Source organism: Dyella sp. AtDHG13 (assembly GCF_003201105.1).
In the GTDB taxonomy this organism is placed as follows: domain Bacteria; phylum Pseudomonadota; class Gammaproteobacteria; order Xanthomonadales; family Rhodanobacteraceae; genus Dyella; species Dyella jiangningensis_B.
Window position 1 is genome coordinate 62,710 of record NZ_QICJ01000007.1, and the last position, 23,502, is coordinate 86,211.

Here is a 23,502-nt window from a genome sequence, read left to right on the forward strand (position 1 = left end):
AGATGATCGCAGCCTGCCCCGCCACCGGAACCACGATGCCGCCGCCAGCGCCCGCCGCGGATTCCCACGACATGGACGACGTCCGGGCGGCGTCAGCCGGCGATCGCCAGGCCTTTCAGCGCCTCTACCGTGCGCACGTGGATCGCGTGTACGGCGCCGTGTACCGGCTGGCCGGCTACGACCACGCCCGCGCGGAGGACCTGACGCAGGAAGCCTTCGTGCGCGCCTGGCAGAAGCTGTCCGGCTTTCGCGGCGACAGCGCGTTCGGTACCTGGTTGTACCGGCTGGCGGTCAATGTCGCCTTGATGGACATCCGATCGCGCGGCGCCGACCCCGTCACCATGATGGACGAGGACGACATACCCGATCACGGCGATACGCCATTCTGTGCCGCCGAACGCGAAGAACTGGAACGCGCGATCGGCAACCTTCCGCCACGTGCGCGCGCGGTGCTGGTGCTGCATGACGTGGAGGGCTGGCGACACGAGGAAATCGGTGCCGAACTCGGCATGGCGGTAGGTTCGTCCAAGGCGCAGCTGCATCGCGCACGCGGCCTGCTGCGGAAAGTATTAGGAGAACGCTCATGAACGAATTCGAATGGCTCCGCCAGACACGCGCCTTGCGCGAACCGGTCACGCCACGCCGCGACCTGTGGTCGGGCATCGATGCCGCGCTGGATGCCGCGCATGCGGAAGCCGAAAAGCCGGCGCCGCAACGCAATCATCGGCGCGTGCAGAACTGGCTGATCGCGGCGAGCTTCGTCGGCTTGTCACTGTTTGCGGGCAGCCTCGCCGTGCATCTGCGCGACCGCACGCTGGCCAACGCCACGGCGGCGGCAACGCTGGATGCAGGCCGCTGGCGCCCGAACGATCCGCGTCTTGCGGGCGCCGCGGTGGAACTCGACGCCGCCAGCATGGAGCTTCGCCAGGCCATGGAACAGGCACCGCGTTCGCCGGCCTTGCAACGGCTGCTGTACCGCACGCAAAAACAACAGTCGCAGCTGCGACAGATGGAACACCAGGCTGGTTGAGTCCAGTGGAGCCTTCACCATGAAAACCGCACGCTTGATCCCACTCCTGCTCAGCCTGTCGATTGGCCAGGCCCTGGCCGATACGCCGCTCAACCTCAATCACGGGGCCACGCCCAACGCGCGCGTGAGCATCAGCAACGTCAAGGGCGAGGTCACGGTAAGCGCCTGGGACCGCAACCAGGTGCAGGTCACCGGTCGCCTTGGCGACGGCGCCAAGCCGCTCACCATCGAGGGCAGCAACAGCAACATGACCATCAAGGTCGAATCGATGGGCAAGTCCGGCTGGTTCAACTTCGGCAGCGACACGTCGATGGGCGCCACCACGCTGGACGTGCGCGTGCCCAAGGGCGCCTCGCTCGACGTCGACGTGGTCAGCGCGCCGATGAACATCGACGGCATCGAAGGCGGCGCAATCAAGGTCAACACGGTGAGCGGCAAGGCGCGCATCAATGCCCGCTCGCCCAGCATCGACGCCGATGCCGTCAGCGGCAGCATCGAGCTGGCCGGCAACGCCGACAAGGTGCACTTGCAGACCGTGAGCGGCGACATCCTCGCGCCCAACGTCGGCGCGGAAGCCGACCTGCAGACAGTGTCCGGACGCATCCGCGTCAGCGGCGGCCCGTGGCGCAAGCTCAACCTCAGCACGGTCTCCGGCGACGTGCAGCTGGCCGGTGGGCTGGCGCCGAACGGCAGCTTCGATGTCGACAGCATGAGCGGCGACGTGCAGGTGCAGGTGCCGTCCAACCTGTCCGCCATCATCAAGGCCTCGACCTTCAGCGGCGACCTGCGCAGCGACTTCGGCTCGGTCAAGAAACCCGAGCACGGCCCGGGCAGCGAACTGCAGGCGACCGTGGGCGCCGGCGGCGCGAAGATGAACATCGAGACCTTCAGCGGCGACCTGCGCATCCGTCGGCAGGACTGAGCGTCGTCCAATATCCGATGCCGGAAACGAAAACGCCGGGCCAAGCCCGGCGTTTTTCTGTGCCTCCATGCCGGTGACCGGCGGGCGGATCAGAGATCCTGGTGGTACTGCACGTACGGCGTGCGCGACTGATCCGGCTCCGGACCCGCCGGCGTGTTCACGCCGCTGCCGGACGACCACAGGTTCTGCGCGCCGACGCTCAGCGAGCCCTGCCACGGCAGACGCCAGGTGACGCCGAGATCGATGCTGTTCCAGCGGCGATCCGGGTTGTAGCCCGCGCCCGGTACACCGGCTTCCGGCGCCATGGTGCGGCCGACGATGCTGCCGCTCAGCGGACCGCGGTCGACGCCGAAGCTCACCGCCTTCTGGTCCAGCGTGTTGACGCCCAGCAGGTTGCCGGGAAGCAGGCGCACGCGGCCGACGCTGGCGCCCAGGTCGATGCCGCTCTTGCCGTCCAGCGCCACGCGGCCGCGCGCATTGATCTGCGTGCTGCTGTCGAAACCGGAAAGGCCGTTCACGCCCGGCAGGGCGCCCGGCAACAGGCGCGGCAAGGTCGCCGCACCTTGTACGTTGTCCGTACCCACGCTCAGGCCCAGCGAATAGCGGCCGTCGCTGTACGTCGCGCCGACTTCGCTGCCGATGATGCGCGGCGCCTGGTTGTTCGCCCAGTTGTGCTCGCTCACGCCGACGTGCGCCTGCACGTTGGGAGCGATGCCGTAGCGGATGTCGGTGGACTGCACCGTCGCCGAATCGACCGCGCGGAACTGCAGCGGCGCATCGGCCCGCTGCGCGGAAGCCAGCGTGTCGCTGTTGGCCTGCAGGGCCAGCCAGCGGCCGTCCGCGCCACGCCAGAGCGGAACACCGTTGCCCGTGGCGGCCGGCGAGGTCTGCTCCGGCGTCTGCGAGAGCAGGCGTCCAGCGGCGCTGTACGGATCATTGGCCGCACTCTGCCCTGCCGCGACGAACGGCATGAACAAAAGAGGCAATGACAAGAACAGGCGACGCATGTACGCGAAAACCCCCGCGGTACGATTAGACGGGAACGAGTTCGCCCCCTCCCAGAGACGAGTTAGGGGTAACGATACCACGTTTTACTTTTTACTAACACCCAGATTTGCGCTTTGTGAGCAAGGTCCGAAACGACCTTCATCACACTTTTTTGACATCAGGAAGCGCTTGAGGTTCCCGGTTTATCCGGGCAGCGACAAAGCTGAATGGAGGCGATATATAGTCCTCCCCTGTCGACAACGTACGGATTCGTCCTGCGACTGATGACCTCGGTTCTTTCCAGCCACATGTCCGCCCCACCGGCGGACAGCGCGGTCGCTGCCCTTCACGCGGCGGTGGAGCGCCTTTTCCGCGCGGCCGATGCGGCCAGCGTGGCGGAAATCTGCGAAGCCATGCTGCGCGACCTGGGCATCGCGGGGCGCCTGCACTGGCGCCTGCTGGGCGATACCGAGGCGCCGAACCAGGAGTTCACCCAGCTCGACCTGGCCGAGGACCCGCAAGGGCTGCGATCGCTGGTGCTGGCGCTGCCGACGGGCACGATCTCGGACTTGATGAGAGAGAACCTCGCCTGGGTCGGGCGCCTCGTCGCCTGCCGCCTGCGGCAGCTCGCCGAGACCTCGCGCCTGTACGAGGCGATCTCGCGACTCGCGCTGGCCGAACGACTGCAACGCGCGCTCTACGCCATCGCCGACCAGGCCAGCGCCGAGCACAACATGACCGAGATGATGCATGCGCTGCATGCCATTCTCGGCAGCCTGATGTACGCGGAGAACTTCTACATCGCGCTGTATGACGCGGCCACCGACACGGTGCGCTTTCCCTACTACGTCGACACGATGGACAAGGAGCCTCCCTCGCCCGACGAGGCGGTGCCGCTGCAGGAAATGCGTTACAGCCTGACCTGGAACCTGCTGCAGACGGGCCAGGCGATCATGGGCTCGGTGGCCGAGCTCACCGAACAGTTCAAGGGCCGCTTCGTACTGATGGGCCCCGTGTGCGAGCACTGGCTGGGCGTGCCGCTGCTGCGCGACGGCCGCGTGGTGGGCGGCATCGTAATGCAGAGCTACCGCGAGGACACGCACTACAGCGAGCACGATCGCGAACTGCTGAGCTACGTCGCCAAGCATGTGCAGACGGCGCTGGAGCGGCGCGAGGCGCACGAGGAACTGGAACGCCGCGTGTCCAGCCGCACCGCCGCGCTGCGCGAGGCCAATCGCGTGCTGCGCCAGCAGGTGTTGCAGCGGCAGCGCGGCGAGCGCCTGCAGGCGGCGCTGTTCCGCATCGCCGAGCTGGCCAACGCCTCCGAAAGCATCGACAACTTCTACGCCGCCGTGCATCGCGTCATCGGCGGCCTGCTGTATGCGCGCAACTTCTACATCGCGCTGCTGGACGAAGAGCAGAAGACGCTCAGCTTCCCCTATTCCGTGGACGAGTTCGACACCGTGCGCCTGCCGCGCGCGCACGGCCGCGGCGTGACCGAATACGTGCTGCGCCACGGCAAGCCGCTGCTGGCCGATCCGACGGAATTCGACCGCCTGGAACAGGTGGGCGAGATCACCCATCGCGGTTCGCGCTCGCTGTGCTGGCTGGGCGTGCCGCTGATCTGGGGCGATCGCGCCATGGGCGTGCTCGCGGTGCAGAGCTACTCCACGGAACACACCTACGACGTGCGCGACCAGGAACTGTTGACCTTCGTGGGCTACCACGTGGCCAACGCCCTGCAGCGCAAGCACACCACCGAATCGCTGAAGCAGGCCTATGCGAGCCTGGAGCGCCGCGTCACCGAGCGCACGCGCGCCCTGGCGCTGGCGAATCGCGACCTGCGCGAGCAGATCGCCGAGCGCGAACGCGTGGAACGCCGCCTGAAGTACGAAACCCTGCACGATTCGCTGACCGGCCTGCCGAACCGCACGCTGCTGCTGCAGCGTCTGGAGCAGGCGCTGCAGCGTTATCACAGCGACACGCAGGAATTGTTCGCGGTGCTGTTCATCGACCTGGATCGCTTCAAGGTCATCAACGACTCCGTCGGCCACCTGGTGGGCGACGACCTGCTGTTCCAGGTCGGCGGACGCATCCGCGCCTGCCTCAAGACGCGCGACGTGGTGGCGCGCCTGGGCGGAGACGAATTCGCGGTGCTGGCCGAGGGCATCACCGATCCCAAGATGGCCATGCTCATCGCCGAACGCATCATCGACGAGTTGCAGACGCCCTTCCGCCTCGGCGCCAAGGAGATCTTCACCTCGGCCTCGATCGGCATCGCCCTGCCCAGCCCGCATTACCAGCGTCCGGAAGAACTGCTGCGCGATGCGGATGCCGCGATGTACCGCGCGAAGGACGAGGGCCGCCATCGCGCCGCCGTGTTCGACGACCGCCTGCGCCGCGAAGCGCTGTCGCTGCTGGAAATGGAAGGCGACCTGCGCCGTGCGCTGAGCCGCAACGAGTTCGTGCCGTTCTACCAGCCCATCGTGGCGCTGCAGACCGGCCGCACGGTGGGCTACGAAGCGCTGCTGCGCTGGCGCCATCCGGACCGCGGCCTGCTCACGCCCGGCGACTTCCTCGCCGTGGCCGAGGAAAGCGGCTGCGCGGAAAGCATCGACTGGCAGATCTTCGACCAGGTCTGCGCCCAGGCCGAGGCACTGGCCGGCAGCGACGGCTTCGTCAGCATCAACGTCTCCGGCCGCCACTTCCGCTCGCTGGACCTGGACAAGCGCCTGCTCGACCTGATCGAGTCGCATCACCTGCCGCCGCGCTGCCTGCGCATCGAGGTGACCGAACGCGCGCTGCTGGAGAACGCCATCCAGGTGAAGCGCATGCTGGACAACCTGCGCAGCCAAGGCGTGAGCATCGCGCTCGACGACTTCGGCACCGGCTATTCGTCGCTGAGCTACCTGCACCAGTACCCGATCGAGACGCTGAAGATCGACCGCTCGTTCATCGTGGAACTGCCGCGCGAAGGCGGCCACGGCGCCGCCGTGGTACGCGCCATCCAGGCACTCGCCAATTCGCTGCAGATGCAGGTGATCGCCGAAGGCATCGAAGACGAACACCAGCGCGAGGCGCTGCTGCGCATCGGCTGCCGCTACGGCCAGGGCTTCCTGTTCGCCACGCCCAAGATGGCCGAGGTGTGGCTGCAGCGGGAGCATCATTTCGCGCTGCCGTAGTCCACGGCGACGCTTCTTTGCTCGTCATTCCGGCGCAGGCCGGAATCCAGGTGCGGGGCGCTCGCTCTTCGCTGAAGACAGGTCGTGTTGCCGCGGGGCGACAATCGTCGACCGGAGCAACTGGATTCCGGCCTGCGCCGGAATGACGAACAAAGAAAAGGCCGGCATCGAACGATGCCGGCCTTTTTCCGCACAGAACTTACTGCGCCGTATGCGGCGCCGTCGCCGCCGGGCTGACGCTGAGCAGATGCTCCGCGTCAATGCGGTCGAAGGTATAGCGCTGCGCGCAGAACTCGCAGATCACCTCGATCTCGCCCTCGCGCGCTTCCAGCGCCGCTTCCACTTCATCGCGTCCCAGCGAACGCAGCACCGCCTCCACGCGCTCGCGCGTGCAGCTGCAGCCGAACGCCAGCGGGCGTGGCTCGAACAGGCGCACGGATTCCTCGTGGTACAGGCGATACAGCAGTTGCTCCGGCGGCGTGGTCAGCAGTTCTTCCTGGCCCAGCGTGGCCGTCAGATGCTGGATGCGCGTCCAGGCGTCTTCGTCTTCCACGGCGTCGTGGCCGCCTTCGTCCGGCAGCTTCTGCAACATCAGGCCCACCGCATGCTCGCCATCGGCCGCCAGCACGATGCGCGCCGGCAGCTGTTCGGACTGGCTGAAGTAGTTCTCCAACGCCGAGGCGAGATCCGGATGCTGCAGGTCCACCAGGCCCTGGTAGCGCTGCCCGCGCTCGGCGTTGCCGATGGTGATCGCCATGTAGGCATCCGGCAGCACGGCAAGGTCGATGGTCGAGGGCAGCGGATCGTTCCACCGCGCCAGGCCGCGCAGACGGCCCTGGTCGGTGCATTCGGCGAACAGCAGGCGCAACGGGCCGCTGCTCTTGAGCTCCACCGACAGCGCGCCCTCGAACTTGATGTTGCCCGTCAGCAGCGCGCTGGCGGCCAACGTCTGCCCGAGCACCGAGCGCAGCGCGGCGGGATAGGCGGAGCGGCCGGCGACCTCGCGCCAGGCCGACCCGAGACGAACGAGCACGCCGCGCACGCCGGCGCGCTCAAGCATGAAGCGATGCAGCACATCTTCGACTAGCACGGTTTCCACGGGATAGACCTCTCAAGAACAATCCAGCTACATGGGGGCGCCTGCAGCCGGGCACAACGACCATGGGGCGGGCTCATGGGAAGTGAGCCGGGCTCTTATACTGCCCTCAACCTTGTCCAAGCGCCGCCATGACACCACGACGCCCGCTCGCCGCCCGCCTGCTACGCAGTTGCCTTCTGCTCATCCTGGCCTGGCTGGCGCTCAGCTGGTTCCTGGTGCTGGTGTTCCGGTTCGTTCCACCGTGGACCTCGGCGGTGATGATGGAGCGCCAGCTCGGCGCGCTCATCCACGGCGAGAGCGACTTCCACCTGCGCCACCGCTGGGTGCCGTGGAATCAGGTGTCGCCTTACGTGCCGTTGGCGATGGTGGCGGGCGAAGACCAGAAATTCCCGTTCCACCATGGTTTCGACTTCGATTCCATCCAAGATGCCGTGGACGCCGCCGACGAGGGCCGCCGCCTGCGCGGCGCCAGCACCATCAGCCAGCAGACGGCCAAGAACCTGTTCCTGTGGAATGGACGCAGTTTTGTCCGCAAGGGGCTGGAAGCGTATTTCACGGTGCTGATCGAGTTGACCTGGCCCAAGCAGCGCATCCTCGAGGTGTACATGAACATCGCGGAGCTGGGCGACGGCATCTACGGCGTCGGTGCCGCCAGCGATGCGTTCTTCCACGTGCCGCCGGCGCAGCTCAGCGCGGCCCAGGCGGCCCGGCTGGCCGCGGTGCTGCCCAGCCCACGGCGCTTTCACGCCGACCACCCTTCCGCCTATGTGCAGGGCCGTGCCAACTGGATCCAGCAGCAGATGGCGCAGCTGGGCGGGCCCGGTTATCTGCAAGGCCGGCAGGCGCCGCGCAACGTGCGTCGCCGGTGACGCTCTCGTCCCTAGTGCACGGGTGCACTAGCATGCGGCCACCGCCAAGGAATCGCCTTTGACCATGTCCCGCCTCACCGTCGTCGTGCCCGCCTACAACGAAGCCGCCGTGCTCGAAACCTTCCACGCCCGGCTTTTCCGCGTGCTGGACGAGCTTCCGCTGGCCTGCGACGTGCTCTACATCGACGACGGCAGCAGCGACACGACCTGGCAGCTGATCGAAGGCCTAGCCGCGCGCGACCCGCGCACGGGCGCGCTGAAGCTCTCGCGCAACTTCGGCAAGGAGGCCGCCCTCACGGCGGGCCTGGACCACGTGGACGCCGACGCCGCCGTGGTGATCGACGCCGACCTGCAGGACCCGCCGGAACTGATTCCTACCCTGGTCGAGCGCTGGCGCGAAGGCTTCGACGTGGTCTACGCCACGCGCACCGCGCGCGAAGGCGAAACCGGCTTCAAGCGGTTCACCTCCGCCCTGTTCTACCGCAGTATGGAACGCGTGTCGGACACGCGCGTGCCCCGCGACACCGGCGATTTCCGACTGCTGTCGCGCCGCGCGCTGGATGCCCTGCGCCAGCTGCGCGAGCGCCAGCGCTTCATGAAAGGCCTGTTCACCTGGATCGGCTATCGGCAAACGGCGGTGTACTACCTGCGCGAGCCGCGCCAGGCCGGCACGACCAAATGGAACTACTGGCGCCTGCTGCAGCTGGCCATCGAGGGCTTCACTTCGTTCTCCACCGCGCCGTTGCGGCTGGCCACCTGGATCGGCGTGAGCGCTTCGCTCCTGGCCTTTCTCTACGGCCTCTGGGTGTTCGGCAAGGCGCTGCTGTTCGGCGACCCGGTACACGGCTATCCGTCGCTGATGGTGGTGATCCTGTTCATGGGCGGCGTGCAGCTGCTGGCCCTGGGCGTGATCGGCGAATACCTCGGCCGCAACTACGCCGAGAGCAAGCAGCGGCCGCTGTACTTCATCGAAGAGAAGCGCGCACCCCGCACCGGGCCTTGAGAACCGGGCGCTTCACGCCGGGCCAACACCCCGTGCGCACGGCGGCGCTAGACTCGCCCCATGCGGCCCATAGGCGGCCTCCTGGGAGGTTCAAGCATGCGACAGGTCAAGCATTTGCTGGAAGGCAAGGGCACCGACATCTTCAGCATCGCACCGGACGCGCCCGTACTCGAAGCGATCAAGCACATGGCGGAGCGTCGCGTCGGCGCGCTGCTGGTCATGCGCGGGGAGCACCTGGTCGGCATCGTCTCCGAGCGTGACTACGCGCGGAAGGTGATCCTGCAGGGTCGCTCCTCCGCACAGACCGCGGTCTCGGAGATCATGAGCAGCCCCGCGCTCACCGTAGGCCCCGACACCGACGTGTTCGACTGCATGCGCCTGTGCACGGACAGCCGCATCCGCCACCTGCCGGTGGTGGTGGGCGAGCGCGTGGTCGGCATCATCTCGATCGGCGACCTGGTGAAGGAAGTGATCGACGCTCAGGCCGAGCAGATCGAACAGCTGCAGCGTTACATCACCAGCTGAGCTCACGCCTCCGCGGCGCTGGACCCACGCACCGGATGCCCATCGGCCTGCTGCTCCGGCAGCAGGTCGGGCGAATGTCCCGCGCGCGCGGCCACCCACGTGGCCAGGACGGAGACGCCCGCGCCGATGCCCGCCATGCCGGTGGCCGCCACGCCGAGCGTAGTTAGCAAGGTCACGCCACTGGTGACCAGCACGTCGCCGAACCGCCAGATGGCCGTCTCCACGAAATTCTTGCCCTTGTAGCGCGTCTCACGAGGCACGCGGGTGTACAGCGCGTCGACCGCCGGCTTGGTCATGCCATAGGCGAAGCCACGCGAGCCCGCCATCATGATCGCAAGCACTGGTACGACCTGCCCGAACAGGCTGACGTTGCCGATGCCCAGCGCGACCACCAGCAACAGCAGCGCCAGGTTCACCAGCGACGGCACCACCAGCCCCCAGCCCGCGCCCTTGCGGATCAGCAGCCAGCGCGTGAGCGTGAGCTGCAGCGCGACGCCCAGCAGGTTCGCGGCCAGGTCCAGGTCGTTGTAGAACGAGGTGCGCGCGACGCGATCGGGCAGGTGCACCTTGGTGTAGTCCGCCATCAAGGCGTAGGCCAGCGTGCCGATGCCGTCGCCCAGCACCATCAGGATGGCCATGTAGCGCAGGAACGGCCGCGTCCACAGCTCCTTGATGCCAGCCCACAGCGAGCCGCCGATGGCTTCGTCGTTGCGCGCCTCCGCGCGGCAGTCGTGGCGGGAGGACAGCATGAGCAGGATGATCAGCGCGATCGTCAACGCTATCGCCGATACCACCAGCAAGGCCGCCACGCCGATCACCTGCACCAGCGCCTTGGTCACCAGCGGGCCGAAGATCGCACCGGCCATGCCGCCCAGCGCAATCAACGGAAACACGCGGCGCGCCTGCACGCTCTGGAAGATGTCCGCCATGAAGCTCCAGAACAGCGACACCACGAACAGGTTGAACACGCTGGTCCAGATGAAGAAGCCCACGCCCAGCTGCCGCGCGCCGATGCGATCCTGCGCCATGAAGGCCGGCACGAAGGCGAGCAGGCAGAACACGAAGAAGCTGTAGCTCCAGCCCAGCAGCCGCTTGCGCGGGAAGCGCGACACCAGCGCGCCGAACACCGGCGTCAGCAGCAGCATCACGGCGAAGGTGCTCGCGTAGAACAGGGGAAGCGATTGGGAACCGACGGCGCCGCTGAGCTGGTCGCGCACGGGCCGGATGATGTAATAGGCCGTCATCACGAAGAAGAAGGCCAGCGCCGAAAGCGTCGATGCAAGGCCAGCGTTCGCTGCGGCGGGTCGGGGGATGTTCACCGGCATTTCCAGCGTGGGTCCGGCACAGACTAGCATGCAGGTATGACGGCACAGCGCAGGGGGGCGCCATGGGCTACGACTACATCATCGTGGGTGCGGGCTCGGCAGGCTGCGTGCTCGCCAACCGGCTGAGCGCCAGCGGGAGCAAGCGCGTGTTGCTGCTGGAGGCCGGCCCCACCGACTGGCACCCACTGATCCATATGCCGGCCGGCATTGCCCGCCTCGCCAGCCAGCGCCGGCTCAACTGGAACTACCTGACCGAACCGGAGGCGCAGCTGCGGAACCGCAGGCTGTGGTGGCCACGCGGCAAGACGCTGGGCGGTTCCAGTTCGATCAACGCGATGTGCTACGTCCGTGGCGTGCCGGGCGACTACGACCGCTGGGCCGACGCCGCCGGCGATGACCGCTGGTCGTGGGAGCAGGTACTGCCGTGGTTTCGCCACAGCGAAAACCAGGCGCGCGGCGCCAGCGCGCTGCACGGCAGCGACGGGCCGCTGTCGGTGAGCGACCTGCGCTATCACAACCCGTTGTCCGAGGTCTTCATCGACAGCGCGCTGGCGGTGGGCTACGCGCGCAACGATGATTTCAATGGCCCGAACCAGGCAGGCTTCGGTTTCTACCAGGTCACCCAGCGCAACGGCATGCGCTGCTCCACCGCCACCGCCTACCTGCGCCCCGCGCGGCAACGGCCGAACCTGGAAGTGCGCACCGGCGTGCTGGTGAGCCGCGTGGTGATTGCCCATGGCCATGCGGTCGGCGTGCAACTGCATGGGCAGGATTCGATCATCGAGGCCGGCGAAACCATCCTCGCGGGTGGCGCCGTCAACACGCCGCAGTTGCTGATGCTGTCGGGCGTCGGACCGGCGGATCATCTGCGCCAGCACGGCATCGCCGTGCACGTCGACCAACCCGGCATCGGCGCGAACCTGCAGGATCATCTGGACATCTGCACGCTGGACCACAGCACGCAGAAGATCACCTACGACCATCTCAACGAACTGGCCGCCGGCTGGCGCTTCCTGCGCCATCGCGATGGCCCGGGCAGCTCCAACGTGGCCGAGGCCGGCGGCTTCGTGCGCAGCCGGCTCGCCACGGACGAGCGCTGCGACCTGCAGTTCCATTTCGTGCCGGCGCTGCTGGACGATCATGGCCGCCACCGCCTGCCCGGTTATGGATACACCGTGCACGCGTGCTATCTGCATCCGCGCAGCCGCGGCACCTTGCGCCTGCGTTCGGCCCATCCGGCCGAACCCATCGCCATCCACGCGAACTACCTGGACGACCCGGAAGGACACGACCTGCAGCGCATGATCGAAGGCGCGCGGCTTTCCCGCGAGCTGCTTTCGCAAGCCCCGTTCGATCGCTTTCGCGGTGGCCCGGTTTTTCCCGAGCGACCGATCGCCAGCGACGCGGAGTACGCCGATTTCATCCGGCGCAAGGCGGAGACGATCTACCACCCCGCGGGCACGTGCCGCATGGGCAAGGAACCCGATGCCCCACTCGACGGTGAATTGCGTGTACGCGGCGTGGAGAAACTGCGCGTGGTCGATGCGTCCATCATGCCCAGCCTGCCCAGCGGCAACACCAACGCCCCGGTGATCATGATCGCGGAGCGCGCCGCCGCGTTGATCCTGAACGAAACCGTGCTCCCAACCGCAACGCCTCAGGAATAGCGCCCTTCCTGGCCATGCGGCCTGCGGATTTTCCACGGTCTCTGCGGTACTCTCGGCCGGCCGTCACGGATGGATCCGGCTCGCTTCACCAGGCCCGGCTCTCTCCCGAGCTGTATGTCGACACGGCGCCAAGCGGCGCCCATCACCATCGAACAGCATGACGTTTCGCACGCTTCCACTGCTCATTGCCGCCACGCTGGGGCTCGTCAGCCTCTCGCCCATCGCGCATGCCGCCACTCCCTCGAATGATGCCGACGCCGGCTTGCCGCCCGCCTCGCAGAGCGTGCCCGCCGATCGGATGAAGGACACGCTGGCGTCCTACCAGCAGTGGCTGGAACGCCTGGACCAGCGCAACGCCGTCGCCGGCCTGGCCACCGCGGTGGTGGCGGACAACAAGGTGGTGTTCGAGGACACCATCGGTTACGCCGACGCGTCCACGCGCGAGCCGGTGACGCCCGAAACGGTGTTCCGCCTGGCGTCCTTGTCCAAGGCCTTCGCCACCGCGCTGACCGGCGTGCTGGTGGATAGCGGCAAGCTCTCGTGGGACACCAAGCTCGTCGCGGTGCTGCCTTTCTTCAAGCTCAAGAACGATGGCGCCGCGCAGCAGGCCACCGTGCGCGACATTCTTGGCCAGCGCCTGGGCCTGCCGAAGAACACCTACGACAACCTGCTCGAGGAAAACCTGTCCTACGAGGAACTGGCGCGCCGGCTGGACGAGGTCACGCTCACCTGCGACGTCGGCCAGTGCTACGGCTACCAGAACATTGCCTTCAGCCTGATCGGCGACGTGATCTACGCGCAGACCGGCGACTTCTTCACGCGCCAGGTCGACAAGAACATCTTCTTCCCGCTCGGCATGAAAACTGCCAGCTACGGCCGCGAAGGCCTGGAGGCCAGCAAGAGCTGGGCGCGTCCGCATCGTCCCGGCAGCAACGGCTGGATTCCCTTCGAGCCGAAGGAGGCGTACTACCGCGTCGCCCCCGCTGCCGGCGTCAACGCCAGCCTCAAGGACATGGAGCAGTGGCTGATCGCGCAGATGGGCGGACGCCCGGACGTGCTGCCCGCCACGCTGCTGGCCACGCTGCATGCGCCGGAGATAGCCACGCCGATCGAGATGCACTCCGCCCCGTGGCGCCGCGCGCGCCTGGAGGATGCATCGTATGCGTTGGGCTGGCGCGTGTTCGACTACGAAGGCGAGACGATGATCTTCCACGCCGGCGCCGTCGAGGGCTATCGCACCATGATCGGCTTCCTGCCCAAGCGCCACGTGGGCATGGTGATGATGTGGAATTCCGCCGATCCCCTGCCCGCCGGATTGCTGCCGATGGTGTTCGACAGCCTGCTGGGTTTGCCGCACGTGGACTGGGCCGGCATCGAGAGCGACGCACCCGCCGCCAGCACGGCCAAGGGCAAGGTGCGCCGCAAGAGCAGGCACGCGGCCACCGCGCGCAGCAAGGACTGACCTCGCAACTCAAAAACGAAGGCGCCGCATGTTTCCATGCGACGCCTTCGTAAGGCTGCCGGCCGTGCGAACACGGCCGGCCTGTCGTCAGTTGAGCTTGAACACGATGCGGCGCTTGTCCTGCGAGGCGACCGGGTTGCCGTCCTGCGTCGCCGGCTGGAACTTCCAGCGGCTCACCGCTTCGGTGGCGGCGCGGTCGAACACGTGGCGCGGCTCGGCATCCACCACCTTTACGTCGTCGACGGTGCCATCCGGCGTGATGGTGAAGGTCACCTCCACCCAGCCTTCCTGGTTGGCGCGAACCGCTGTGGTCGGATAACGCGGCGCCACGTTGCGCAACAGCACCGCCGGGTGCGTGCCGCCCGCGTTCGCCGTCGCCGAGTTGCTGGCACTGGCGGTCGAGGTGGCGGCCTGCTGCTGCCGCGCCGCTTCCGCCGCTTGCTGCTGCGCGGCGCGCGCCTGTGCCGCACGCTGGTCGGCCTGCGCCTTCTGCTGCGACTCCGCGGCGAGGCGTTCGGCTTCGGCCTTGTCCGAGGCCGCCTTCTGCGCCGCCAGTTGCTGCTGCCTCTCCTTGTCCGACGCCAGCTGCTGCTCGCGGTCCTGCAGCTTGCGCTGGGCGTCGAGCTTGGAACGCAGGATGGTCAGCGTGTAGTTCGCCGGGTCGGCGCGGGCCAACAGGTCGATCTGCCGCTGCGCTTCGTTGAAGTCGCGCTGGTTGATGGCCTGTTCGGCCACGCTCGCGCCCACCGGGAAGGTTTCGCGCAGCGCATCCGTAGCCACCTGGTTGCCCGGGTCCTTTTCCAGCACCTTGAGGTAGAACTCGAAGGCGTTGTTGCCGGCCGGCGCGAGCAGGCGCTGGTCGATCACCGCCTTGCGCGCTTCGGCAAGCAGCTGGTTCATGCTCATGGCGGCCACGTTGACCGGTGGTGGCGGCGCCTGCACACCGGCCGTTACCGGCGTGGACGGGTGCGCGCCCAGGTCCGCCGAAACCAGATCCTGGTGCGGCTTGATGATGAGGAACCAGGACGCCGCAGCCAGAACGGCAATGACGGCAGTGATGGCAATAGTGGCGGGCCGAACGGCCCCACGCGCGTAGCGACGCGCATGAAATGTGTATCGGGTATCCATGATCTCTCACCGAGTGGCATCAGATACCCGCGCTTTTTCCCCCTGTGAATCCAGGAGCGGCACGCCTCCCCAAGGCTTGCCGCGGCGCGGATGTGTGAAAGGTAACCGTAATGCAGCACTACGGCAAATCGTTCGTCGTGTCGGCGATGGCGCGCACATGGCAAGGCACCGGCTGACATCTCGGCACCCTTCGGCAGACAGCCTGGCGTTAGGAAATTTTCCTACCCCGGATTTTCCGACCCCAGAAACGAAGCGTCCCGGCAAGGGCCGGGACGAGTCGCTCTTTCGAAGGACTCTCCCCGCGCTGGGCACCGCGGGGAGAAAAGTCGTTCTTGCTTGTTATTAAGAGTGAAGCCTTAAAGCGTAAAGCTTACTTCTTGGCCTTGGGGGCCTTGGCAGCCTTGGCCTTGGGGGCCTTCACGGCCTTGGTGGCCTTCACCACCTTGGCAGCGGCAGCCTTCTTGGCGACGCGCTTGGTGGCAGCCTTCTTGGCAACGCGCTTGGTCGCGGCCTTCTTGGCAACGCGCTTGGTCGCGGCCTTCTTGGCAACGCGCTTGGCGGCGGCCTTCTTCACGACCTTCTTGGCGGCGGCCTTCTTGACCGCACGCTTCACAACGGCCTTCTTGACCGCACGCTTGGCGGCGGCCTTCTTGACCGCCTTCTTGGCGGCAGACTTCTTAGCAGTGGCTTTCTTGGCAGTGGCCATAGTTCGTCTCAGCTCCTCATCAGTTGGCAGTGGTTGCCCAGTAAAAGCATGTAGGAACGCCTCCACCAGCAAGTCGCTGTTGGTGGCGTGCCGAAGATTGTTCACCTGACGACGGGTGCGTTCGTCAGACAGGGGCCTTAGAACGTGCAGTGGAATCGAGACCGTGATCTTGCGTACTGCGCCGGCCTTTTCTCCATGCTCGATATAAGGCGGGATGAATTTCGATGTTGCCATGGCACCCGTTCTCCGTGTTCCGATGCGAAAGCTATTCCTGAAGATTTCAGCTGTCAATTGATTTTAACCATGAAATCAATCCGTTTCACCCACCCCCAGGAGGGTCCAAACCCCCGCCAGACAAGGCCTTGCAGGGGTTCGACGGCATTTTCATTTGGACGTCCATACATCCAGAATCAAATGCGTCCTTGATTACCTCAAGTTGAATAAAACCGCTTAAAACAAGGCATTTTGTCTTTTCAGCGACTAGCGCACCGCAACATGCGTGTCTCATAAACCAAGACACATCAAGCACATGCCGCAGATGCCCCGAAGACACCCTCCTGGATGAACGAAAGTCGACTGAAATTATTTTTTCGGGGACCGCCCCAAAGGGGCGTTCCGAACACCCTCCGAGGGTGTCCAACGCATCGAAGCCGGTCGCCTCGGCATGCGGCCCCGATCGCGAACCCGATATTCCGGAACCGCCGACCTGGACATCTATCGGCATGAACGGCGACAACTGCAGTACGAAAAAACACTGCATTCCACGATGCCGCGACGGCTGCCGAAAGTCGGGAAACGCGCGGACGTCCACTCAAAAAAGACGCCGGCCGCTTGCGGCGGCCGGCGTCGGGTGAAGCGTCGAAGACGGGGTTTAGTGGTCTTCGTTCTCGATCAGCTCGGCATAGGCGTCGGCGTCGAGCAGCTCGTTGAGCTCGCCACGGTCGCTGGCGCGGACCAGGAAGATCCAGCCATCGCCGAAGGCGTCTTCGTTGATGGTTTCGGGCTTGTCGTTGAGGGCCTCGTTGACCGCGACGATCTCGCCGGAGACCGGGCTGTAGATGTCCGAGGCGGCCTTGACCGACTCGACCACGGCCACGCCGTGACCGGCCTGCACGCTTGCGCCGATCTCGGGCAGTTCGACGTACACCAGATCGCCGAGCTGGCCCTGGGCATGGTCGGAGATACCCACGCGAACCAGGCCGTCGTCTTCGACGCGGGCCCACTCGTGGGACTTCAGGAATTTCAGATCGCCGGGAATCTCGCTCATGATCGGATCCAGTCGTTGATGTGGGGTCGTGGATGGAGCGGCAATTCTAGCCGCTCCACCGGATTGGCAACACGGGCCCAGGCCCGGTTGCCGCCAGATGGAAAATCAGATGCCCTCGCAGGGCTTGCCGTCGCGCACGAAGGGGTACTTCACCACGCGCACCGGCACTTCCTTGCCGCGGATGTCCACGCGCACGTCGCCCGGCTCGCCGGCGGGAATGCGCGCGAACGCCACCGCCTTGTTGAGCGTGGGCGCAAAGCTGCCGGAGAGGATCTCGCCCGCGCCGTTGGCGGTGAGCACCGGCTGGCCGTGGCGCAGCACGCCCTTCTCGTCCAGCACCAGGCCCACCATCACGCGCTGCACGCCGGCGGCCTTCTGCGCTTCGAGCGCCTTGCGGCCGATGAAGTCGCGGCCTTCGTCCAGCGCGATGGTCCAGCCGAGGTTGGCCTCCCACGGCGACACGGTTTCGTCCATGTCCTGGCCGTAGAGGTTCATGCCCGCTTCCAGGCGCAGCGTGTCGCGCGCGCCCAGGCCGGCCGGGGCGACGCCGGCGGCGGCGAGCGCCTGCCACAGGGCCACGGCGTGCTCCTGCGGCACGACGATCTCGAAACCGTCCTCACCGGTGTAGCCGGTGCGGGCGACGAACAGCGGCATGCCGTGCGGGCCCTGCGCGGCGGCGGCGGCGAACTTGCCGAGCTTGCCGATGCGCTCGTGATCCACTTCCGCCAGCAGGCCGATGACCTTGGCGCGGGCGTTCGGGCCCTGCACCGCGATCATGGCGAAGTCCGGGCGCTCCTTGACCTCGACCCCGAAGGCCCTGGCCTGCTGCTCGATCCACTTGAGGTCCTTTTCGCGGGTGGCGGCATTCACCACCAGGCGGAAGAACTCCTCGCCGAGGAAGTACACGATCAGGTCGTCGATCACGCCGCCCTGCTCGTTGAGCATGCACGAGTACAGCGCCTTGCCCTGCACCTTGAGCTTGTCCACGCTGTTGGCCAGCAGGTGGCGCAGGAACTCGCGCGTGCGCGGGCCGTGCAGGTCGACCACCGTCATGTGCGATACGTCGAACATGCCGGCGTCACGGCGGACCGCGTGGTGTTCCTCGATCTGCGAGCCGTAGTTGATCGGCATGTCCCAGCCGCCGAAATCGACCATGCGCGCGCCGAGCGCACGATGGGTGTCGTTGAGTACGGTCTTCTCGGTCATCGCAGTCGTGCCCTGGGGAAAGAAACATTATCGCCGGGCGCACGGACACATTCCAAGCCAAGCGCGGCAAAGGCTGAACGTGCGTGGGCGTATCGGCCGCGTCTCGTGCAGCGCAGCATGCCCAGGCGTGCGCGCCGGCTTGTCGCCGTCATCCCGGTGTCGGCCGGGATGACGGCAAGTGCGTCGATCAGGATGCGTGGGTCGAATGGCCCAGGCCGGCCAGCAATTGTTCGACCACCTGCTCCGCGAGCTGCTCGGGTCGCAGCCCCGTGGTGCGCAGATGCAGTTCGGCGTTTTCGGGCACTTCGTAAGGCGAGTCGATGCCGGTGAAGTTGAGGATCTCGCCGGCACGGGCCTTGCGATAAAGGCCCTTGGGATCGCGGCGCTCGCACTCGTCCAGCGTGGTGTCGACGAACACCTCGAGGAATTCGTCCTCGTCGAACAGGCTGCGCGCGAACTGGCGCTCGCTCTGGAACGGCGAGATGACGCACACCAGCACGATCAGGCCGGCGTCGACCATCAGATGGGCGACCTCGGCGACGCGGCGGACGTTCTCCACGCGCGCCTCGGGTGTGAAGCCGAGATCCTTGTTCAGGCCATGGCGCAGGTTGTCGCCGTCGAGCATGTAGGTGTGGTAGCCCAGCGAATGCAGACGCCGCTCCACCAGATTGGCGATGGTCGACTTGCCCGCGCCGGACAGCCCGGTGAACCACAGGCAGCGCGCCTGCTGACCCTTGCTGGCGCTGCGCACCTCCTTGTCCAGGTCGGTGTGCTGCCAGTGCACGTTGGCGGCGCGGCGCAAGGCGAAGTCCAGCATGCCGCAGCCGACGGTGGCGTGGGTGGTGCGGTCGATCAGGATGAAACCGCCCAGGGTGCGGTTGTCCTGGTACGACTCGAACGCGATGGCATGGTCCAGGTCGATGTTGCAGTAGCCGACCTCGTTGAGGTCCAGGCGGCGCGCCGCCAGCTCGGCCTGGGTGTTGACGTCCACCTTGTGCTTGATCGAGGTGATGCGCGCGTTGACCGTGCGCGAGCCGATCTTGAGCCAGTAGGCGCGATTGGGCAGCAGCGGCTCGTCGCCCATCCACAGCACGTGGGCGGCGAACTGGTCGGCCACCGGCGCCGGACGCGCCGCGTCGGCGATCACATCGCCGCGGCTGATGTCGACCTCGCGGTCCAGCGTCAGCGTGACCGCCTGGCCGGCAATGGCTTCCGGCCGGTCGCCATCGGCGGTCACGATGCGCTCGATGCGGGCGCGGCGCATGGCCGGCTCCACCACGATCTCCGCGCCCACCGCGAGCCGGCCGCCGCACACCGTGCCGGCGTAGCCGCGGAAGGAAGCGTCCGGACGGTTCACCCATTGCACCGGCATGCGGAAGGCTTCGGCCTGCGCGACCGTGGTGTCGGCCGACTCCAGCCATTCCAGCAGGGTCGGCCCCTGATACCAGGGCATGCGCGCGGAGCGCTGGCCAACATTGTCGCCGCCCGGCGCGATCACCGGCAGGCAGTGCACCGAGGTGATGCCCAGCTGGACGGCCAGTTCGCGGTATTCGTGGGCAATGGCCGCATAGATGTCCTCGCGGCAATCCACCAGGTCCATCTTGTTCACCGCCAGCACCACCTGGCGAATGCCCATCAGGGCGCAGATGTAGCTATGCCGGCGCGTCTGCGGCAGCAGGCCCTTGCGTGCATCCACCAGCACCACCGCCAGCTGGGCGGTGGAGGCGCCGGTGGCCATGTTGCGGGTGTACTGCTCGTGGCCCGGGCAGTCCGCCACGATGAAGTTGCGCCGGGGCGTGTGGAAGTAGCGGTAGGCCACGTCGATGGTGATGCCCTGCTGGCGCTCCGCATCGAGGCCGTCGGTGAGCAGGGAGAAATCCAGCGCGTCGGGTGCATCCGCGTGCAGCTTGCGGCTGTCGCGGGCCAGCGCGGCGAGCTGGTCGTCCGGCACCATGCCGGCGTCGTAGAGCAGCCGGCCGAGCAGCGTGCTCTTGCCGTCGTCGACGCTGCCGCAGGTGATGAAGCGCAACAGGGCGGTGTCCGACGCGCTGGCGGGGTTGGTGGCGGCCATCAGAAATACCCCTCCTGCTTCTTACGCTCCATCGAGGCGTTGCCGTCGTTGTCGATCACCCGGCCCTGACGCTCCGAACTGCGGGAGGCGGCCATCTCGTCGATGATCTGGTCCAGCGTGTCGGCGGTGGACTCCACCGCGCCGGTCAGCGGATAGCAGCCCAGGGTGCGGAAACGCACGTTGCGCATTTCGATCTTTTCGTTTTCGCGCAGGGTGAAGCGGTCGTCGTCCACCATGATCAGCGCGCCGTCCCGCTCGACCACCGGACGGGGCTTGGCGAAGTACAGCGGCACCACCTCGATCCCTTCGCGGCGGATGTAGTGCCACACGTCCATCTCGGTCCAGTTGGACAACGGGAAGACGCGCACGCTTTCGCCCTTGTGGATCTGCGTGTTGTAGGTGTGCCACAGCTCCGGGCGCTGCTGCTTGGGGTCCCAGCGGTGCTGTGCGTTGCGGAAGGAGAACACGCGCTCCTTGGCGCGGGATTTCTCCTCGTCGCGGCGCGCGCCACCGATGGCGGCGTCGAAACGGTACTTGTCCAGCGCCTGCTTGAGCGCCACGGTCTTCATCACATCCGTGTGCACGGCCGAGCCGTGCGTGAGCGGGGAAATGCCCTGGCGCACGCCCTCCTCGTTGATGTGGACCAACACCTCGACGTCACCCGCCGCCGCCACCTGATCGCGGAAGGCGATCATCTCGCGGAACTTCCAGGTGGTGTCCACGTGCAGCAACGGCATCGGCGGGCGGGCCGGATAGAACGCCTTGCGCAGCAGATGCAGCAGGACCGAGGAGTCCTTGCCGATGGAGTACAGCATCACGGGGCGCTCGAAAGCGGCCGCCGTTTCGCGAAAGATGTGGATGCTCTCGGCTTCGAGCGCGTCCAGATAGGACAGGGAAGTCATGCGTGGCGTCACTGGTTCCTGGGCCCTCGACGGCTGTCGGGTGCACGGTCAATGGGTCAATTTAGCGGAAAACGGCGGGCCAGGCAGTGCCGGCGGCCTCAAGGCGTAGGAGAACGCTTCAGCTTTTCCCTCGCTGACCTCGGCATCATTTCGTCACCCGTCTTACGCGACACTCCACTAAGATCGCGCCCCATGAGTACGTCGATGGCGACAGGAAGCGCACAACTCGATGCCACCACCACGCCGCCACGCCTGCGCGTGGCCGGCGACTGGACGCTGGCGCACTACGGCACGCTAGAGCGCGCCGTCGACGCGCTGAAGAGCCGGCTCGACAGCCACACGCCCATCGACTTGAGCGGCCTGGGCACGCTGGACACCGCGGGCGCCGCGCTGCTGGCGGGCCTGCTGGGCGCCCGGCGGCTCAGCGACCTGGCCAGCGACGACCCAACTCTGCCCGCCGCGCAGCGCGCGCTGCTGCAGACCGTGGGCAAGGCCATGGCCGGCTACGTCGAGCCCAAGGCCAAGCGGCGTCACAACACGGCGACCGAACTGCTGGCGCGCATCGGCGCGGCGATGGAAAACGTGTGGCACCAGCAGGTGCGCCTGCTCGGCTTCGTCGGCCTGACCCTGGAAAGCCTGTTCCGGACGATCCTGCACCCACGGCGCTGGCGCGTCACCTCACTGGTATCGCACGTGGAGCAAACCGGCCTGGACGCTGTGCCCATCGTGGCGCTGCTCACCTTCATGGTCGGCGCGGTGGTGGCCTTCCTGGGTTCCACGGTACTCGCGGATTTCGGCGCCACCATCTATACGGTCGACCTGGTGGCGTTCTCGTTCCTGCGCGAGTTTGCCGTGCTGCTTACCGCCATCCTGATGGCGGGCCGCACCGCCAGCGCCTTCACCGCGCAGATCGGATCGATGAAGGCGAACGAGGAAATCGACGCCATCCGCGCGCTAGGCCTCGACCCCATGGAACTGCTGGTGCTGCCACGCGTGCTGGCGATGCTGGCCTCGCTGCCCATGCTTACCTTTCTCGCCATGATCGCTGGCCTGGTGGGCGGCGGCCTGGTGTGCGCGATGGTGCTGGACATTCCGCCGGTGATGTTCGTGAACCTGGTCAAGTCCGACATCGGTGTGCGGCATTTCCTCGTCGGCATGGCCAAGGCGCCGATCTTCGCGTTCCTGATCGCCGTGATCGGCTGCCTGGAGGGCTTCAAGGTCACGGGCAGCGCGGAGTCGGTCGGCGAGCACACCACTTCGAGCGTGGTGCAGTCGATCTTCGTGGTGATCCTGCTCGACGCCGTGGCGGCGCTCTTCTATATGGAGATGGGCTGGTGAACGCCGTCGCGAAACCGCATCCGGTCGACAACGTCATTGAGGTGCGCGATCTGGTCAATCGCTTCGGCACGCAGACCGTGCATGAGCATCTGGACCTGGACGTCCGCCGTGGCGAGATCCTCGGCGTGGTGGGTGGCTCGGGCACGGGAAAGTCCGTGCTCCTGCGCAGCATCGTGGGCCTGCGCCGGCCGACCTCGGGCCAGGTCCGCGTGTTCGGCCAGGACCTGCAGGATCTGCCGCCCGAGCAGCGCTCGCGCGTGGAGCGGCGCTTCGGCGTGCTGTTCCAGAACGGCGCGCTGTTCTCCTCGCTCAACATCGTGGAGAACGTCGCCATGCCGCTGATCGAACACGCCGGCCTGCAACGCCCCGACGCGCAGCAGCTCGGCGGCGTGAAGCTGGCGCTGGCGGGATTGCCGGCGGGCGCCGAGACCAAATATCCCTCGGAACTCTCCGGCGGCATGGTGAAGCGCGCGGCGCTGGCCCGCGCACTGGCGTTGGACCCGGAAATCCTCTTTCTGGACGAACCCACCGCTGGCCTGGACCCGATCAGCGCCGCCGCCTTCGACCAGTTGATCCTGACCCTGCGCGACGCGCTGGGCCTGACGGTGTTCCTGGTCACGCACGACCTGGACACGCTCTACACCATCTGCGACCGCGTGGCCGTGCTCTCCCAGAAGAAGGTGCTGGTGGTCGGCCCGCTGGATGAGGTGGCCCAGTGTCCCGACCCCTGGGTGCAAGCCTATTTCCATGGCCCGCGCGGCCGCGCTGCCGAAGAAGCGCACGAGCGAGCTCCGTTTACCGAGGTGAAGTGAT

General features: G+C 66.8%; 19 protein-coding genes and 1 pseudogene. 11 read left to right on the plus strand and 9 right to left on the minus strand.

The window, feature by feature from the left end:
* Positions 1–35 precede the first annotated feature (35 nt).
* The 3 genes from BDW41_RS12895 to BDW41_RS12905 are packed head-to-tail and all read left to right on the plus strand — an operon-like array spanning position 36 to position 1,952.
* Positions 36–587, plus strand: a complete 552-nt coding sequence (locus BDW41_RS12895) for a sigma-70 family RNA polymerase sigma factor (RefSeq protein ID WP_074548593.1) — start codon at positions 36–38, stop codon at positions 585–587.
* Entirely contained in the window at positions 584–1,030 is a 447-nt protein-coding gene (locus tag BDW41_RS12900; RefSeq protein WP_074548595.1) for a hypothetical protein, read from the plus strand. Before BDW41_RS12895 ends, BDW41_RS12900 begins: the two co-directional genes overlap by 4 nt.
* Positions 1,031–1,049: 19 nt before the next feature.
* A complete protein-coding gene (locus tag BDW41_RS12905) occupies positions 1,050–1,952 on the plus strand; it encodes a DUF4097 family beta strand repeat-containing protein (protein WP_074548597.1) in 903 nt (300 codons plus the stop codon).
* 89 nt (positions 1,953–2,041) lie between these two features.
* Here BDW41_RS12905 and BDW41_RS12910 read toward each other — a convergent pair whose 3' ends face one another.
* Positions 2,042–2,959: a hypothetical protein gene (locus BDW41_RS12910; RefSeq protein WP_074548599.1), complete on the minus strand. Its 918-nt coding sequence runs from the start codon at positions 2,957–2,959 to the stop codon at positions 2,042–2,044.
* Positions 2,960–3,223: 264 nt separating this feature from the next.
* Here BDW41_RS12910 and BDW41_RS12915 point away from each other — a divergent pair, with 264 nt between their 5' ends.
* Positions 3,224–6,121: an EAL domain-containing protein gene (locus BDW41_RS12915; RefSeq protein ID WP_074548601.1), complete on the plus strand. Its 2,898-nt coding sequence runs from the start codon at positions 3,224–3,226 to the stop codon at positions 6,119–6,121.
* 199 nt (positions 6,122–6,320) lie between these two features.
* On the opposite strand, the gene BDW41_RS12920 is transcribed toward BDW41_RS12915, so the two are convergent.
* A complete protein-coding gene (locus BDW41_RS12920) occupies positions 6,321–7,220 on the minus strand; it encodes an Hsp33 family molecular chaperone HslO (protein ID WP_074548603.1) in 900 nt (299 codons plus the stop codon).
* Positions 7,221–7,348: 128 nt separating this feature from the next.
* On the opposite strand from BDW41_RS12920, the gene mtgA reads away from it, so the two are divergent.
* The 3 genes from mtgA to BDW41_RS12935 all read left to right on the plus strand — a co-directional run bounded on the left by mtgA (position 7,349) and on the right by BDW41_RS12935 (position 9,617).
* Positions 7,349–8,089 carry a monofunctional biosynthetic peptidoglycan transglycosylase gene (gene mtgA, locus BDW41_RS12925; protein WP_074548605.1) on the plus strand — a complete coding sequence of 247 codons (741 nt, stop codon included), beginning with the start codon at positions 7,349–7,351 and terminating at the stop codon, positions 8,087–8,089.
* Positions 8,090–8,147: 58 nt separating this feature from the next.
* On the plus strand, positions 8,148–9,092 hold the full coding sequence (locus BDW41_RS12930) for a glycosyltransferase family 2 protein (RefSeq protein WP_199535336.1): 945 nt from the start codon (positions 8,148–8,150) through the stop codon (positions 9,090–9,092).
* A gap of 96 nt (positions 9,093–9,188) precedes the next feature.
* Positions 9,189–9,617: a CBS domain-containing protein gene (locus BDW41_RS12935; protein ID WP_074548607.1), complete on the plus strand. Its 429-nt coding sequence runs from the start codon at positions 9,189–9,191 to the stop codon at positions 9,615–9,617.
* 2 nt (positions 9,618–9,619) lie between these two features.
* On the opposite strand, the gene BDW41_RS12940 is transcribed toward BDW41_RS12935, so the two are convergent.
* Positions 9,620–10,936 carry an MFS transporter gene (locus BDW41_RS12940; protein WP_255412974.1) on the minus strand — a complete coding sequence of 439 codons (1,317 nt, stop codon included), beginning with the start codon at positions 10,934–10,936 and terminating at the stop codon, positions 9,620–9,622.
* A gap of 68 nt (positions 10,937–11,004) precedes the next feature.
* Here BDW41_RS12940 and BDW41_RS12945 point away from each other — a divergent pair, with 68 nt between their 5' ends.
* On the plus strand, positions 11,005–12,609 hold the full coding sequence (locus BDW41_RS12945; protein ID WP_074548611.1) for a choline dehydrogenase: 1,605 nt from the start codon (positions 11,005–11,007) through the stop codon (positions 12,607–12,609).
* Between the two features lie 157 nt (positions 12,610–12,766).
* Entirely contained in the window at positions 12,767–14,071 is a 1,305-nt protein-coding gene (locus BDW41_RS12950; RefSeq protein WP_074548613.1) for a serine hydrolase domain-containing protein, read from the plus strand.
* A gap of 87 nt (positions 14,072–14,158) precedes the next feature.
* On the opposite strand, the gene BDW41_RS12955 is transcribed toward BDW41_RS12950, so the two are convergent.
* The 6 genes and pseudogenes from BDW41_RS12955 to cysD form a co-directional block, all read right to left on the minus strand.
* On the minus strand, positions 14,159–15,199 hold the full coding sequence (locus BDW41_RS12955; protein ID WP_074548615.1) for an energy transducer TonB: 1,041 nt from the start codon (positions 15,197–15,199) through the stop codon (positions 14,159–14,161).
* A 370-nt stretch (positions 15,200–15,569) separates the two neighbouring features.
* The gene (gene metJ, locus BDW41_RS23930) at positions 15,570–16,139 is read right to left on the minus strand and encodes a met regulon transcriptional regulator MetJ (protein ID WP_074548617.1); all 570 of its coding nucleotides are present in this window, start codon (positions 16,137–16,139) and stop codon (positions 15,570–15,572) included.
* Positions 16,140–16,776: 637 nt separating this feature from the next.
* Positions 16,777–17,172: a glycine cleavage system protein GcvH gene (gcvH, locus tag BDW41_RS12965; protein WP_074548619.1), complete on the minus strand. Its 396-nt coding sequence runs from the start codon at positions 17,170–17,172 to the stop codon at positions 16,777–16,779.
* A 105-nt stretch (positions 17,173–17,277) separates the two neighbouring features.
* Positions 17,278–18,378: a glycine cleavage system aminomethyltransferase GcvT gene (gcvT, locus tag BDW41_RS12970; protein ID WP_074548621.1), complete on the minus strand. Its 1,101-nt coding sequence runs from the start codon at positions 18,376–18,378 to the stop codon at positions 17,278–17,280.
* 187 nt (positions 18,379–18,565) lie between these two features.
* Positions 18,566–20,449 (minus strand): adenylyl-sulfate kinase, encoded by a 1,884-nt coding sequence (gene cysC, locus BDW41_RS12975; RefSeq protein ID WP_074548623.1) that lies wholly within the window; start codon positions 20,447–20,449, stop codon positions 18,566–18,568.
* Positions 20,449–21,375: pseudogene (cysD, locus tag BDW41_RS12980) on the minus strand (sulfate adenylyltransferase subunit CysD); the annotation flags it as partial. The pseudogene cysD and the gene cysC, both read right to left, overlap by 1 nt.
* A gap of 168 nt (positions 21,376–21,543) precedes the next feature.
* Here cysD and BDW41_RS12985 point away from each other — a divergent pair.
* Together BDW41_RS12985 and BDW41_RS12990 are read left to right on the plus strand one after the other, a co-directional pair.
* Positions 21,544–22,689, plus strand: coding sequence for an ABC transporter permease (locus BDW41_RS12985; RefSeq protein WP_074548627.1), 1,146 nt, complete (start codon positions 21,544–21,546; stop codon positions 22,687–22,689).
* A complete protein-coding gene (locus BDW41_RS12990; protein WP_074548629.1) occupies positions 22,686–23,501 on the plus strand; it encodes an ABC transporter ATP-binding protein in 816 nt (271 codons plus the stop codon). Before BDW41_RS12985 ends, BDW41_RS12990 begins: the two co-directional genes overlap by 4 nt.
* The last annotated feature ends 1 nt before the right edge of the window (position 23,502 follow it).

What these genes read in the sequence shown, in the direction of transcription:
- BDW41_RS12915 (WP_074548601.1), top strand. Translation starts at nt 3,224, where the DNA reads ATGACCTCGGTTCTTTCCAGCCACATGTCCGCCCCACCGGCGGACAGC.
- gcvH (WP_074548619.1), bottom strand. Translation starts at nt 17,172, where the DNA reads ATGAGCGAGATTCCCGGCGATCTGAAATTCCTGAAGTCCCACGAGTGG.
- BDW41_RS12895 (WP_074548593.1), top strand. Translation starts at nt 36, where the DNA reads ATGCCGCCGCCAGCGCCCGCCGCGGATTCCCACGACATGGACGACGTC.
- BDW41_RS12935 (WP_074548607.1), top strand. Translation starts at nt 9,189, where the DNA reads ATGCGACAGGTCAAGCATTTGCTGGAAGGCAAGGGCACCGACATCTTC.
- BDW41_RS12950 (WP_074548613.1), top strand. Translation starts at nt 12,767, where the DNA reads ATGACGTTTCGCACGCTTCCACTGCTCATTGCCGCCACGCTGGGGCTC.
- cysC (WP_074548623.1), bottom strand. Translation starts at nt 20,449, where the DNA reads ATGGCCGCCACCAACCCCGCCAGCGCGTCGGACACCGCCCTGTTGCGC.
- BDW41_RS12985 (WP_074548627.1), top strand. Translation starts at nt 21,544, where the DNA reads ATGAGTACGTCGATGGCGACAGGAAGCGCACAACTCGATGCCACCACC.
- BDW41_RS12955 (WP_074548615.1), bottom strand. Translation starts at nt 15,199, where the DNA reads ATGGATACCCGATACACATTTCATGCGCGTCGCTACGCGCGTGGGGCC.
- BDW41_RS12910 (WP_074548599.1), bottom strand. Translation starts at nt 2,959, where the DNA reads ATGCGTCGCCTGTTCTTGTCATTGCCTCTTTTGTTCATGCCGTTCGTC.
- BDW41_RS12945 (WP_074548611.1), top strand. Translation starts at nt 11,005, where the DNA reads ATGGGCTACGACTACATCATCGTGGGTGCGGGCTCGGCAGGCTGCGTG.
- gcvT (WP_074548621.1), bottom strand. Translation starts at nt 18,378, where the DNA reads ATGACCGAGAAGACCGTACTCAACGACACCCATCGTGCGCTCGGCGCG.
- mtgA (WP_074548605.1), top strand. Translation starts at nt 7,349, where the DNA reads ATGACACCACGACGCCCGCTCGCCGCCCGCCTGCTACGCAGTTGCCTT.
- metJ (WP_074548617.1), bottom strand. Translation starts at nt 16,139, where the DNA reads ATGGCAACATCGAAATTCATCCCGCCTTATATCGAGCATGGAGAAAAG.
- BDW41_RS12900 (WP_074548595.1), top strand. Translation starts at nt 584, where the DNA reads ATGAACGAATTCGAATGGCTCCGCCAGACACGCGCCTTGCGCGAACCG.
- BDW41_RS12905 (WP_074548597.1), top strand. Translation starts at nt 1,050, where the DNA reads ATGAAAACCGCACGCTTGATCCCACTCCTGCTCAGCCTGTCGATTGGC.